At 43.3% G+C, this 13,649-nt stretch carries 11 protein-coding genes; 2 read left to right on the top strand and 9 right to left on the bottom strand.

Features of this window, described 5'->3' with window-relative positions:
* Positions 1–107 precede the first annotated feature (107 nt).
* From ACY8DT_RS06650 to ACY8DT_RS06665, 4 genes are all read right to left on the bottom strand, one after another.
* Entirely contained in the window at positions 108–2,093 is a 1,986-nt protein-coding gene (locus ACY8DT_RS06650; RefSeq protein WP_462422127.1) for a TRAP transporter permease, read from the bottom strand.
* Positions 2,090–2,569 (bottom strand): DUF1850 domain-containing protein, encoded by a 480-nt coding sequence (locus tag ACY8DT_RS06655; RefSeq protein WP_462422128.1) that lies wholly within the window; start codon positions 2,567–2,569, stop codon positions 2,090–2,092. Before ACY8DT_RS06655 ends, ACY8DT_RS06650 begins: the two co-directional genes overlap by 4 nt.
* Positions 2,559–3,575 (bottom strand): TAXI family TRAP transporter solute-binding subunit, encoded by a 1,017-nt coding sequence (locus ACY8DT_RS06660; RefSeq protein ID WP_462422129.1) that lies wholly within the window; start codon positions 3,573–3,575, stop codon positions 2,559–2,561. Before ACY8DT_RS06660 ends, ACY8DT_RS06655 begins: the two co-directional genes overlap by 11 nt.
* Positions 3,576–3,721: 146 nt before the next feature.
* Entirely contained in the window at positions 3,722–4,417 is a 696-nt protein-coding gene (locus ACY8DT_RS06665) for a cyclase family protein (protein WP_462422130.1), read from the bottom strand.
* A gap of 234 nt (positions 4,418–4,651) precedes the next feature.
* Here ACY8DT_RS06665 and ACY8DT_RS06670 point away from each other — a divergent pair, with 234 nt between their 5' ends.
* Entirely contained in the window at positions 4,652–5,563 is a 912-nt protein-coding gene (locus ACY8DT_RS06670; RefSeq protein WP_462422131.1) for a cation diffusion facilitator family transporter, read from the top strand.
* A gap of 118 nt (positions 5,564–5,681) precedes the next feature.
* Here the strand turns inward: ACY8DT_RS06670 and ACY8DT_RS06675 are convergent, their stop codons facing one another.
* The 3 genes from ACY8DT_RS06675 to ACY8DT_RS06685 all read right to left on the bottom strand — a co-directional run bounded on the left by ACY8DT_RS06675 (position 5,682) and on the right by ACY8DT_RS06685 (position 11,135).
* Positions 5,682–6,821, bottom strand: coding sequence for a trans-sulfuration enzyme family protein (locus tag ACY8DT_RS06675; protein ID WP_462422132.1), 1,140 nt, complete (start codon positions 6,819–6,821; stop codon positions 5,682–5,684).
* 122 nt (positions 6,822–6,943) lie between these two features.
* Positions 6,944–7,678, bottom strand: coding sequence for an MBL fold metallo-hydrolase (locus ACY8DT_RS06680; protein WP_462422133.1), 735 nt, complete (start codon positions 7,676–7,678; stop codon positions 6,944–6,946).
* A 163-nt stretch (positions 7,679–7,841) separates the two neighbouring features.
* Complete coding sequence (locus ACY8DT_RS06685; protein ID WP_462422134.1) at positions 7,842–11,135, bottom strand: efflux RND transporter permease subunit; 3,294 nt, start codon at positions 11,133–11,135, stop codon at positions 7,842–7,844.
* A gap of 158 nt (positions 11,136–11,293) precedes the next feature.
* On the opposite strand from ACY8DT_RS06685, the gene ACY8DT_RS06690 reads away from it, so the two are divergent.
* Positions 11,294–11,875 (top strand): TetR/AcrR family transcriptional regulator, encoded by a 582-nt coding sequence (locus tag ACY8DT_RS06690; RefSeq protein WP_462422135.1) that lies wholly within the window; start codon positions 11,294–11,296, stop codon positions 11,873–11,875.
* Positions 11,876–11,918: 43 nt separating this feature from the next.
* On the opposite strand, the gene ACY8DT_RS06695 is transcribed toward ACY8DT_RS06690, so the two are convergent.
* Positions 11,919–12,824 carry a glycine betaine ABC transporter substrate-binding protein gene (locus ACY8DT_RS06695; protein ID WP_462422136.1) on the bottom strand — a complete coding sequence of 302 codons (906 nt, stop codon included), beginning with the start codon at positions 12,822–12,824 and terminating at the stop codon, positions 11,919–11,921.
* 240 nt (positions 12,825–13,064) lie between these two features.
* Positions 13,065–13,646 carry an immunodominant staphylococcal antigen IsaB family protein gene (gene isaB / locus ACY8DT_RS06700; protein ID WP_462422137.1) on the bottom strand — a complete coding sequence of 194 codons (582 nt, stop codon included), beginning with the start codon at positions 13,644–13,646 and terminating at the stop codon, positions 13,065–13,067.
* Positions 13,647–13,649: the final 3 nt, after the last annotated feature.

Consider the following 13,649-nt stretch of genomic DNA (forward strand, 5'->3'; position numbering starts at 1 on the left):
TTATTACTGAATGAATAACTTTGTCTCAAACGATATGAAAGAGCTCCGGCAGTTGTAATTTGCCGGAGCTCTTTTAACTTCATTTATTAAAATGATCTATCGTCACGTCATGTCGTGCTGAATTCTGTATTCTTCCATTTAAAATAATTTATGCCCAGGACGATAACAATAATTGTTATACCGGCAATATCGGTGAAAGGTTCAGGCACCACCGACAGTATCGCCGCAGCAATCAAGATGAGCCTGGATATTGTATTCAGATGAGTTTTAAAGAAGCCTTCGAGGCCTGCTGACAATGCAATCAGTCCGATTATGGTGGTCACCACAACTATTGCGACATCCAGGAATCCTGCTAACGGATATTCTCGTGCGGTCGTTGCGAGCCCTTCTACATCGACCATGAGAAGCGCCGGCTCATATATGAATATGAATGGAATGAGAAACCCTGCTATGGATAATCTGAGTGCCTGGAAACCGGTTCTCATCGGATCTCCCCCGGCGATTCCCGCTCCGGCAAATGCAGCGAGTGCTACCGGAGGTGTAACGTTCGCGAAAATTCCGAAATAGAAGACAAACATATGTGCAAGTAAAATAGGTATGTCGAATTCTGCTAAGGCTGGAGCTGCCATTGTCGCTGTAATGATATATGCAGGGATTGATGGCAGTCCCATACCAAGAACCATCGATGCAATCATCGTAAAGAATAATGTCAGGAACAGTGAGCCTGCTCCGACACTGGCGATTGCAGACGTCAATACAGCACCAAATCCAGTAAGTGATACCACACCGATGATAACACCAACAACAGCACAGGCGATCATTACAGATAATGCCTGTTGCGCCCCGTTTGCCATGGCATCAAATATATCTCTGAATGACATGCGGGTGGACTTTCTTAATGTTGCAACAATAATTGTCAGGAAGATTGTAAAAATGGCTGCTCTAGGGATTGGCATATTCATGAATAACATGACAATCAGACCTAAAATAGGGATGAGCAGGTGTCCTTTTTCTGCAAAAACTTCTTTGACTCTCGGTAAATCGGCTCTCGGTATCCCTTTTAAATCCCGTTTACCTGCACGATAATGTACCTGCATGATGACTGCAAAATAATATAACAATGCAGGCAGAACGGCAGCCAGCGCGATTACACCGTAATTGATACCCGTGGTTTCAGCCATGATAAATGCGCTGGCACCCATGATCGGCGGTAAGATCTGACCACCGACTGAAGCACTGGCTTCAACGGCACCGGCAAAATTCCTGTGATAGCCCACTTTCTTCATCAGAGGAATCGTGAATGCTCCGGTACTCACAACGTTTGCGACTGCTGCCCCGTTAATGCTCCCCATAAATCCACTGGAGACAACGGCAACCTTCGCCGGTCCGCCCCGGTTTGCACCGGCAAGGGCCATTGCAAGATCATTGAAAAACTGCCCCATCCCCGATTTTTGGAGAAATGCACCAAATAAGATAAACAGGAATATGAAGTTGACTGATGCTGCAATTGCCGTGGAATATAAGCCTTCAGTACTTAAATATAACTGCCCGAATATATCGCCGACACTGTACGGACGGGTCATCATCATATTTGGCAGAAACTCCATATGACTGAAGAACGGATATATTAAGAATAACAGTGCAAGAATCGGCAGGATTAAACCTGTTACTCTTCTTGCTGCTTCCAAGATCAATGCTACTGATAAAATAGCCATTGCAATATCCATATTATTAGGAATACCGCCGCGTTCTGTTACAATCGCCTGATATTCAGTAAAAATATATATTGCCGTATACAGACTCAATGCAGCGAGTATCCAGTCAAGAATTGGAAGTTTCGCGCGGTTCTGTGTTTTAAACATTGGATAGAGCATATACACGAGTGCCAGGCCGACAGCAACGTGGATTGAACGCTGCTGCAGAGCTGGCATAGGATTGAACACCATGTACAGATGGAATAATGAATACAATACGGCGACAATGGTGACAATCCAAAAAATCGATTTGTGTTCAAATTGTCTGGTTGTTGCATCCTTATCATATTTTTCCAAAACTTCCTGGGTGTCCGGTGCTACCTGTGGTTCTTTTGTCATATTAACCCCCCTGTTAATTGCATAAATAATGGCCGGTTTCCAATACTGACTTCAACAGAGGTGTGTGAATCAAACATCTCATACAGTAAATACTCTTGCCCATTTTGGATGATTTTAGTCTTCACATTTTCTGAGACATTCATATGGAGTTCGGGATAAGTATCATTTACTGTAAACTTGACGAAGCCGTCTTCAGTGATCTCAGGTGGTTCATCAGAGTCCGAGGGAACTCCGGCGCCGAATGTTTTAAAATATGTTTCTGTCAGAAGCAGATTCCCATCCTGAATCTCATATACTTCATACCATTCTTCGTGTTCAATGGAATGGATCCAGTGTAATTCAAATGTTTCTGACTCCAAATAAACAGGATCATGACCTTCTGCCTCGATGATAAGTGAAGATTGCGGCCATATTAAAAATAAGAGGAGCACTGTAACAATGCTCCCGGATAAGATCCATTTTATTTTACTGCTCATCGTAGAAGCGCTGTGCCCCAGGATGAACATCTATTACCATGCTTTCCATTGAGTTTTCAATACTGATATCAGCAGCTGCCTGGTGTGAGTTTTCAAGAGAATCGAGATTTTCGAATAGATATTTCGTCAAGTTATAGACATCGTCTTCACTGATGTCTTCCCTCACCACTAAAGCGTTCATGATCGCTACTGTAGGTACTGCTTCGTCGTTGCCATAAGTATCGGCCGGAATCTCCATAGATTCGAAGTAATCTTCTTCCATACCTTCTACCACTTCAGGGTCGATGGAGACGACTTTTAAATCAACAGAATTTTGAAGTTCCATAACAGAAGCATTTGGCAATCCGCTGGTCAGGAATGCAGCATCCAACTGACCGCCTCTCATGGCTTCAGCAGCTTCTGCATAGCCAAGATAATCGACTTCCAGGTCATCATATGACATATCATGTGCATCAAGTACAGACCTTGTGGCAATTTCTACACCCGAGTTCTGGTCACCGACTGCGACTCTTTTTCCTGCCAGGTCTTCTACGCTGTCAATCCCGGCATCTTCAGTAGTGATCAGTTGTACGAAGTTCGGATATAAAGCTGCGACCTGCTGAACATTTTCTATCGGTTCACTGAAAGACTCTTCGCCGTTTACTGCCTGAACAAGAGCATCACTCATGACAAATGACATTTCAACGCTCTCCTGATCCATAAGATTCAAGTTTTCTGCAGAAGCGCCTGTCGTTTCTGTCCTGGAGTTCACTCCGAATTCATTACTGTAACCGTCTGCTAAAGTAGTTGCGATGATGTTGTACGGCCCTGATGAGCCACCAGTTGCGATTGTAACTATATTAGTCTCCAATTCGGCCGAACCATTGTCGCCTTCTTCTGATGATTCACCTGTATCTTCTTCGGTGCTTTCCTCTTCTGCCGGCTCGGATTCTCCCCCTTCATCCCCGCAGGCCGCCAGGAAAAGGCTTGCAGCGAGAATTATACTTAAATATTTACTGAATTTCATAATTTTATCCCCCTTTACCTTATTAAGTAAAATTATATCAGAGCCGCCAACAAATGAAAACGCTATCTGTCAGAATAAACAAATTATTATTGTATTTAAAATTAAAACCATACTTCATGGTTTTATTAATGAAGTATGGTTCACAGTCAATCTTCTATGATTGCGACCGGATTACATATGCTGGCGTCTCTTCCGACAATCCTCAATGGCGTACAGTAGATTTTCCTGATTGTTTTATCAACAATCGGCTCAAGGTTTACGTCTTCATAGATCAGAATCGTATCATTGGGCTTGTCCGGATCGAGAAATGCTTTATGAGTCCTGAAGCCATTTGTCTTTCCGACTGGTATATTTTCGATGCTCAGTGTATCGATGGCCACTGCTTTCACTTTTGTCAGATTTTCTCTGATGTATTCAGCCGCTTCGGGGCTGACCGTGCTGAAACCGTTGGAGTAATCTTCAAAGTCGTTATTTCTTTTCCTGTAAGAATGAGTGTTAAAGATTAATATATCAGCTTCATGCAGCTGATCTCCGTATTCTTTCAGCTGTTCTATCGTGATCATGTCATTTTCCTTTTGAGCAGGTACGTCCAGCATCAAAGGGTTGTCATAAACAAAGTTTTCTGCAGGAATACTGTCGATGCCTACATTTTCATCACTGAAATGATGGAAAGGCGCATCCACATGCGTACCGGCATGTAGATATGTTGTCAGTACACTGCCGTTCCAGTGATCCCCTTCCTCCTTATTTTCCCTTAATTCCACTTTTACTTCAGGCAGGCCCAGGAAGACCGGACTGCCGTCATAGATCGGATAACCAAGATCGACATACTTTTCTGTCATCATCCATCCCCCTCATTTCTTTTAATATCATTAAAATGACAATGTCTTCAACTCTGATTATGACATACAAAATATCGCTTCGTCAGTCTATTTTCAGAAAATTGTGATGTTACAATATAATGATACATGCGTATGAAAGCTTTTCCAACAGCAGGATTTAAATTTTATTTCGGCTGTAGAGAAGGTATACTGGAATATGAACAGTGAATACTATCCTTAAAGGAAGTTATGTGAATGACTAACAGATACAGACAGGCTCAAAAAGCTACAATAATCGGCATAGTGGTCAATATCATCCTGACAATTATAAAAGGGATCGGCGGCATAATGGGGAACAGCCGTGCGCTTGTTGCTGATGCTGTACATTCTGCTTCAGATGTCGTCAGCTCAGTTGCCGTCTTTATCGGTGTCAGAGCAGCACAAAAACCGCCGGACAAAGAGCATCCATATGGTCACGGAAAATCAGAAAACGTTGCTACACTCATCGTGGCGATTCTGCTGGTGGTCGTCGGCTTTGAAATCATGTATAACTCCATCACCTCGATTTGGACCGAAACCGCTAATGAAGTGACTTCCATGATGGTACTCTACATCATCCTCTTCTCATTGGTTGTAAAAGAAGTGCTTTTCCAGTATAAGTTCCGGCTTGGCAGGAAGATCAGCAGCCCGGCCCTCATTGCGGATGCCTGGCACCACCGTTCTGATGCAATATCATCTGCCGTGGCACTCGTCGGCGTAGGTTTGACAATGATCGGCTCCCGGTTTGACATCCCCTATCTTGTTTACTTCGATCCGATTGCGGGTGCAGTGATTGCAATCATCATCATGATCATGGGCTTCCAATTAGCCAAGGAAGCGGTAAGTATGACGCTTGAAGTGGTATTGAATGAGGACGAAACGCGGAACATGATGCAGACGGTGAAAGCTGTGGAGAAAGTGGTACAGATCGACACTCTCAGTGCCCGTTCCCACGGTTCATATGTCATCGTGGATATAAAGATTTCAGTTGATGCGAATATTTCTGTGGAAGATGGCCACAGAATCGCAAGAAATGTTAAACAGAAACTGATCAGAGAACACGATATCGTAAGAGATGTCAATGTCCACGTCAATCCGTATGATCTGAAATATAAAAGCGATATTTAATATAAAAAGATGCACGCCGGTAATATGGTGTGCATCTTTTTATTTGAAAGGTTTTAAGTCTTATTATTTTTTTGATTTATAGATTCTACTACTTATGAATTACCCGGGAAATAAATGATTAGACGGGGATATTGGCAAGTGCCTGCTCAAGGTCTTCTTTTAAATCTTCAGGGTTTTCAAGGCCGACGGACAGACGCAATAGATTATCTGGTGCCATTGTCAGCTCTTTTTCAACTGATGCACGGTGTTCGATGTAAGTATGGGTGCCGCCGAGACTTGTCGCCTGTGTAATGATTTCGACGGTGTTGGCCACTTTTAAAGCGTCTTTGTCACTGCCTTTGACTTTAAAGGACAGCAACCCTCCGAATCCGCTCATCTGTTTTGAAGCAATGCCGTGGCCTGGGTGGGTTTTAAGCCCTGGATAATAGACTGCTTCAATCTTATCATGGGCTTCCAGAAATTCAGCGATGTTTTTTGCACTGCTGCACTGCATCATCACTCTGGCTGATAATGACTGGACACCGCGGAGTGCGAGCCAGCAGTCAAATGATGACGGCACAGCGCCTTTGGCATGCTGCCATGTTCTTAAATTTTTAAGCATGTCATTATCTTCTTTTGCAATGACTGCACCAAGCAGTAGGTCGCTGTGTCCGCCGATATATTTCGTCACTGAATGCAGTGAGAAATCAACTCCGAGTGCAAGCGGCTGCTGGAGCACTGGAGTGGCAGCAGTGTTGTCGATCACTGAATATGCCCCCGCTTGTTTTGCTATTTCGGCAACGGCTTCAATATCAATGATTTTAATCTGCGGATTTGAGGGTGTTTCCATCCAAACCAATCCTGTCGGTTCACTTTCAATCGTGCTTTTCACTTTATCGAGATCCGTCATATCGACAGTGACGATATCGAATCTTCTGCCGATATCAGTTTCCATCAGCATGGTGCGGACACCGAAGTACATATCATCTGCCATGACGATTCTTTTTGGTTTTTCTTCCGGCAGTGCTTCGATGACTGATGATATGGCGGCCATCCCTGATGCGTAGGTCACACAGTCATGACCATTTTCAAGGGAGGTCAGACATTCTTCCAGCGAGCGGCGGTTTGGATTGTCCCCCCTGCTGTACATAAATCCATCTGTATAAGAACCATCCGCTGACCTCTCGTATGTAGTGGAAAGATGAATCGGTGTGGTTACAGCTCCTGTCGTCGGATCAATCTCACGTCCAGCATGGACAGCTTTTGTTTCAAAACGCATATATATCCCTCTTTTTTTCATAATATATCAGTATTATATAGCTTATTGACAGACTAATCACTAAATTCAAAATAAAAAAGCCTTAAAAGACTTTTTTATTTCTGCGAAATGCTCTCCAGCCCCTAAATATTGAGCACCATTCCGGCTTCAGCCAGCTGGATATCCTCTTTTCCATGCTGCTTTGCACTGTCGAGTAAAGCTTCCAGTGCGCCGCGATGAGGAAGGTTGGTTAAAATAGTCAGCCGGGCATCTGATCTTGCTGCGAGCAGACCCGCCTCCCCGGCATTCATATGTCCATCCGTTCTAGCATCAAAACCTTCATAGAAGCTGCAGTCGGTGACCAGCAGATCGGCGCCAAATGCAAATCTGACGAGTCCGGTATTGTAGCTTGAGTCCGACGTGTATACGAACGTTGAGCCGGAATCATCCACTGTCCTGACTGCATAAGTTTCCGCCGGATGCACATTGCGGTGGAAATCAAACTTGAATGGACCAATTTCAACTTTACTGTTTTTCCTGATGGCGTGGAATTTGCTGAACTTCGCCCGTTTCATCAGTCTGACGGGTTCGCCGCTTTCAGGACCGTATAGATTCAGAAGCTGATTACGGTGTTTAAAACGTCCTGCCAGCCTCCGTGCCAGCATGAATGCTTCCAGATCTGCAGCATGATCATGGTGATAGTGCGTCAGTATAATGTGATGAATGTCATGGATGCTGATATAATCCTGTACATGAGCAGCGACACCGCTTCCAGCGTCGATGAGTACAGAAAATCCATCTTTCTCCAAAAGATAGCCTGAAGTCGCTTCATTATTTTTAGGGAAACTGTTCCACAGACCGACAACAGTAATTTTCATGGCCTCATCTCCCAGTTTCATTTATTATCTATACCCGCATTAGTGTATACACAAGCAATATTTTTATAATTATACAATAAACTGCAGATTAACTCATGAATGGACATCAAAACCTCCTGCAAATACATACTTGCAGGAGGTTTTGTTTCAGGTCTGATGGTTTTTATTTATCAGAACGGTTATTTTTCATTTTATCGATTAATCTCTGCATTTCATTGATGTAGTCCTCTTTAGACTCATCACTGTCATATTCTTCAATTTCAGGCGCTTTCTCGTTGTCTGAGTCATGATAATCATAATTGCTTTCATCATTCTCTTCACTCATTTTATGCGCTTCGGCTTCTTCCCGTTTTTTAGCATCAATGTCTTTTTGAGTGATGACCTCGCCGTCAGGGGTCATATATTTCTTATGCATATTACGGGTTTCCTTATCTATATAGCTGTAGAAGATAGGTATGACGAACAGTGTAAATACGGTGCTGCTCAGAAGTCCGCCAATGACTACTGTACCCATCGGTGCAATCATATCTCCGCCTTCGCCGATGCCCATGGCAAGCGGCAGCATGCCGAGTGCCGTAGTGAGGACGGTAATGACAATTGGTCGGAAGCGGTGCTGTACGCTGAGTTCCAATGCTTCAAGTGTAGACATGCCTTTTGCTTTCTGCTGGTTGGTATAATCCACAAGCAGTATGGAATTATTGACGACGATACCGAGCAGCATGATAATACCTACGAATGAAACGACACTTAATGGACTGTCGGTAATGAACAATGCGGCCGCTACCCCGATAATGCTGAGGGGCATGGCAATGATGACTATGAATGGGTGTCTGAATGATTCAAACTGTGCAACCATTACAAGGTATATGAATATGATTCCAAGTATCAGAGCGAGCAGCATCTGCGGCAGTGCATCTGAGAGCATCTCCAGATCTCCGCCGATGGAATAGGATGTTTCATCGCTGTAATCTGCACTTCCTATAAGATCTTCAATATACGGACCGGCCTGGTTCAAAGACATGCTGGAAGAATAAGTAACGGTCAGTTCACTCGTCTCTTGTGAATCAGCACGTGTAATCAACGGCAGCATCTCTGCTTCTTCAAGATCGGCTACATCACTGATAGCTACATAATCACCTTCAGCATTCGGAATTTCCATGCTTTCGAAATTCTCCACACTTTCAAGAAATGCTGACGGGTACTTCACAACAATGGAAAGGAAATCATCATCGGTTTCTAAAGTTGTTGTCTCAATACCGTTTGATGCTTCGTATAGCGCTGAACCGATCTGTGCCGGCTGCAGGCCATTTTCTCTTGCAGCCTCTTTGTCGACGACGACCTGCAGTTCTTCAACCATGTCTTCACGGCTGGAAGAAACATCTTCAATCTCACTGTCTGCTTCAAGTTCATCGATGATGATTTCTTCTGATTCCTCCAGTCTCTCTGCATTGTCATCAGAAATACTGAACGTCATCGTATTTGGTTCTGAACTCATGCCTGACTGGGACATCGGAATCACATTGATATCCGCAGATTCATCCTGGGATTCAATATCCTGTTCTATATTGCTGATGAATTCATTTGTAGTGACATTACGCTCGTCCGGACTGACGAGAGTTGCAGTAATATTGGCTTTATTCGTTTCTTCTGACATGGACATCGGCTGGGTGGAGCCTATGTTACTTAAATAAATATCAATCTCAGAATGATCTTCCAGCTCTGCTTCAATATTTTCAACAGTTTCCAGGGTATCCTGGTAGATTGTACCCTGTTCCTTTTCAACTTCGATGGTGAAGGCACCTTCGTCACTTTCAGGCATCAACGTCATACCTTTTGTATATATGCCGAAGATACCTATGACCATTAACAATCCAGTGATCAATAGTACTATGACGCGGTGTTTCAGCGTCCAGCGTGAAACTTTTCTTAAAATCTTCATATAAGATCTTTCACTTCTGATCTTTTCAAGGTTTTCCTTCGGTGCAGTAAGTATGCGGCTCGCAAGCATCGGAACCACTGTCAGAGCGATAAACAGTGATGCAAATAAACTGAATACCACAGTAATGGCAAGCGGTGTGAACAGCTGACCGACCAGACCGCTTACGAAAACTACCGGTAGGAACACGGCACCCGTGGTCAATGTTGCTGCGATGATTGCAGAAGCCACCTCTTTTGTACCGTCACTGGCAGCTTTTTTAGGGTTCTTGCCCATCGACAGATGGCGGTATATATTTTCAATGACGACGACTGAATTGTCCACCAGCAAGCCGATACCGAGTGTCAATCCGCCGAGAGTCATCAAGTTTATACTTATATCGGTAAAGAACAACAGTGCAAACGTAGTGATTACAGAGAACGGGATGGCCAATCCTATGATTAAAGGTGCTTTCAAGTTTCTTAGGAAAGCGAACAGAATGACCATTGCCAGAATCGCCCCCATAATCAGGGCAGTGTAAACACTGTCTATGGCAATATCGATGAATTCACCTTCATCATAAAGCGTTTCAACGTTCAAGTTGCTGAATTCATCTTCATCCAGTTTCTCATCTAAAACATCGTTGAATTCATTATTGACATTTGAGGCATTCGCATCGGATGCAAGCATCACATCAATGGAAAGCGCATCTTCCTGATTCAGCCTGGTGATGGAATTGCTGTCCTCATTTTCAATAGAAACATCCGCTATTTCATTAAGTGTCAGCGTCTCACCATCAGGCAGATCAGTGATTACGAGTTCTCTGAGTTCGTCAACCCCGTCTATCGAGCTGATCGTACGGGTTGAGATTGAATCACGTGCTTCCTCATCGACAATTGTAGCGTTCGGAATGGAGATGTCATTTGCCTCTATAAGGGAAGCGACATCAGATTGACTGAGGCCGTAATCTGCCAGTGCATCTGTATCCAGATTCACCTGAATCTCTTCAACGACTGAGCCGTTTTCTGTAATTGAAGCGACACCTTCGATATTCTCCAGATCTGAAATCAGATCACTTACCTGGTCCTGATATTCTGCGACATTTTCTCCACTCGATGATACAGCCATCTGAATACTCGGCATCATGGAAATGTCAAATTCCAGGAATGAGGGATCTCCTGCCTGTTCAGGTAGATCAGCCGCGTCCATGGCCTTTGTTATATCGCTTTCGACATCTTCTATTGTCATATCATAGCCAAATTCCAAAATGACCACAGAAGAGCTTTCCTGTGATTGAGATTGGATATTAGTCAGGCCATTGATTGAAGAAAGTTCTGTTTCAATAGGTATAGTGACATCTTCCATTACTTCCTCTGGACCTGCGCCCTGGTATGTAGTGGCTACGGCTGCAATCGGCGGCTGGACGTTTGGCATCAGCTGCAATGGCAGTCGTGTAAGTGACACAGCCCCGAGTAACATAAGAATAATCATGACGACGATAGTGAATTTAGGGCGTCTTATGGAAAAATCCGATAATTTCAAATTGTTTTCGCTCCTTGTTTTATATGCTTATTTTAAGTTAATCAGTCATTTGTTTAACCCAACAACGTGTTGTACAATATTAAATAATACCTATTTCAGGCTGTTCAATCAATAAACAAACTCAAGGAAAGTGTTGAAAAGAGGGGGATGTGTCGAAAATGAGTCAGACAGAAGAGACAAGAAACCACTTGATCGAGGCATTCTGGGAATTATATAAAGTGAAGCCCCTAATGAAAATAACTGTCAAGGAAATAACCGATAAAGCAGGTTATAACCGCGGTACATTTTACACTTACTTTTCCGATGTCTATGAGATTCAGGATATACTAAAGAAATCTTTGATACCAGAAAAAGATATGATACTGGATCCTTTAATGTCTCTTGAGAAAAGCGGCGGAAGAGTATTTGAGTCATTTGAAAAAACGAACACATACATCAGGGAAAACAGTGAAAAAATAGCTGTGATGATCGGGCCGGAGGGCGACCCGAGTTTCGTACATGATTTCAAAATGGAAATAAGAAAAATTATCTTGGGCTATGTTACGGATATTGGTATTAAAGAACCGCAGAAGTTTGAGTATATTATCGAATATCAGATATCTGCATTGATAGGCATATTCCAATTATGGGTCGAAAAGAAAGGAAGCATGGACGAACAGGCGTTAGCTGAATTGATGGAGGATGTTTCACGGAACGGTGTCACATCAATGATGGAAACCATGTTAAATGATAAACCATGAAGAAAACACCTCTTTCCAGGGCGGGAAGAGGTGTTTTGCCATCTTATTCTGCTGGTTCGAGCTCTTCAATCGACTCGATATCCATATATTCCGGTACAACGATACCGTTTCTTGTATCTGTTGAGTTGGCACCGAGGTCTTCAAAGTTACCTTCATGCTCTTCATAGTGGTGACCTTGGGTTACCGGTAACCAGGGAGCGACAGTCGCGTCAGCTTCACCATTGGCAATTGCCTGGAATACTACTGCAGGGTCCACATCAGTCACTGTCACATCATAGCCGATTTCTTCAAGTACCACACGCACTACCTGTGCGGATGCCACTTCTGATTCCCAGGACATCGAGACAAGTTCGAATGGTTCACTGTCAACGGGTTCTATTCCATCTATCCATTGGTCGACTTTATCCCTATTATTGTCCACCCAGGATTGTGCTGATTCAGGATAACTGCTGTCTTCACCTTCGTACATGACCTGTTCCATGTCCTCAAGCTCCCAATTGAACGAATTGAGCATCTGATATGCTTCCGGCTTATCTTCTTCAAGTCCAAGACGGGCGATGGTATGTACGTCTTCAGTGTCTCCCATACCGCCTTCCGGATCGTCAAGATACTTTAAATCAAATTCCACAAATTTGTAATGCGGTGACCATCCTGTGATAAAAATAGGTTCTTCGTTGTCAATCGCATCTCTTAACTCTGTCATCATACCGCCTGTGGAACTCTCTTCCAGCGTCCAGCCTTCAAGATTATCGTATGTATCCAAAGTATTGTGAGCAAGTTCAGTAATACCTGCACCCGGCTCAATACCGTATATAGTGTAGTCTACTGCCTCACTGTAGTTCGTTTCTTCTCCATTGTTTTCTTCCGCCGCACCGTCATCAGTACCTTCTTCGCCGTTACCGCAGGCTGCCAAAAACAGAACTAACGCGAATACTGTAACAAAACTCAAAAACTTCTTAATAGAAAATCCCTCCATAAATTTTGAAAATACAGAAATTAACATACAAGATTAACCGTATCACAGTAAGCTTTACTGTCAAGTTCACGGTTTGGGGTGTTTTATGGATGAGGGTCATATGTTAATCGGTCGTTGAGCAGTTTAAATGCCCGATGAACTTTAGTATATAGATCTGGAAGAGATTGACTCAAAAAAATCGGTACAGCATACTCAGCTGTACCGGTTCTCATCTTAGTATGATGAATTGTATCCGATTATACCCTGGGTTACATGGCCGTCTTCAACTTTCAGTGCCATTTCATTCTTTTCTTTATCATCTTTCTGATCACCTAAAAGGTATACGTAAGTTTCATATGTGCCGTCGTGGCCAGGATGGACTTCATAGTCTCCTCCGTATACATCAATGACATCTTTAATGGGAAGTTCACCATTTTGTATAGGGAAATCGACCTTTGTAGAGTTGTTTGAGTTATCGTGCAAAGTGATTTCCTGGTCATAAACTTCTTTGACTTCCACAAAGTCACCTTCTTTTACACTTTCGATGTAATCGGCTTCTGATGCTTCAATATTATATCCGTTAAAATACAAGTTGCCGTCTGTGTCCAACGTTTTTTTAAAGTCGGAATCAAGTATGAAACTGCCGTCTCCGTATCCTGTGTCGCCTTCATAATTATAATGATGATCCTGGGATTCTGTTTCCGATGCTTCTGCTGTATTTTCTTCGTCCTCTCCGTTAACAGCATCTGGGCCAATCACTAATGATGCTGCGACACCTGCTGATGTCAGTGCTTTTAGTAATGTATACTTATCCATATG

This window comes from Salinicoccus sp. Marseille-QA3875 (genome assembly GCF_054950095.1).

What these genes read in the sequence shown, in the direction of transcription:
- ACY8DT_RS06690 (WP_462422135.1), top strand. Translation starts at nt 11,294, where the DNA reads ATGAGTCAGACAGAAGAGACAAGAAACCACTTGATCGAGGCATTCTGG.
- ACY8DT_RS06655 (WP_462422128.1), bottom strand. Translation starts at nt 2,569, where the DNA reads ATGAGCAGTAAAATAAAATGGATCTTATCCGGGAGCATTGTTACAGTG.
- ACY8DT_RS06680 (WP_462422133.1), bottom strand. Translation starts at nt 7,678, where the DNA reads ATGAAAATTACTGTTGTCGGTCTGTGGAACAGTTTCCCTAAAAATAAT.
- ACY8DT_RS06670 (WP_462422131.1), top strand. Translation starts at nt 4,652, where the DNA reads ATGACTAACAGATACAGACAGGCTCAAAAAGCTACAATAATCGGCATA.
- ACY8DT_RS06665 (WP_462422130.1), bottom strand. Translation starts at nt 4,417, where the DNA reads ATGACAGAAAAGTATGTCGATCTTGGTTATCCGATCTATGACGGCAGT.
- isaB (WP_462422137.1), bottom strand. Translation starts at nt 13,646, where the DNA reads ATGGATAAGTATACATTACTAAAAGCACTGACATCAGCAGGTGTCGCA.
- ACY8DT_RS06660 (WP_462422129.1), bottom strand. Translation starts at nt 3,575, where the DNA reads ATGAAATTCAGTAAATATTTAAGTATAATTCTCGCTGCAAGCCTTTTC.
- ACY8DT_RS06650 (WP_462422127.1), bottom strand. Translation starts at nt 2,093, where the DNA reads ATGACAAAAGAACCACAGGTAGCACCGGACACCCAGGAAGTTTTGGAA.
- ACY8DT_RS06675 (WP_462422132.1), bottom strand. Translation starts at nt 6,821, where the DNA reads ATGCGTTTTGAAACAAAAGCTGTCCATGCTGGACGTGAGATTGATCCG.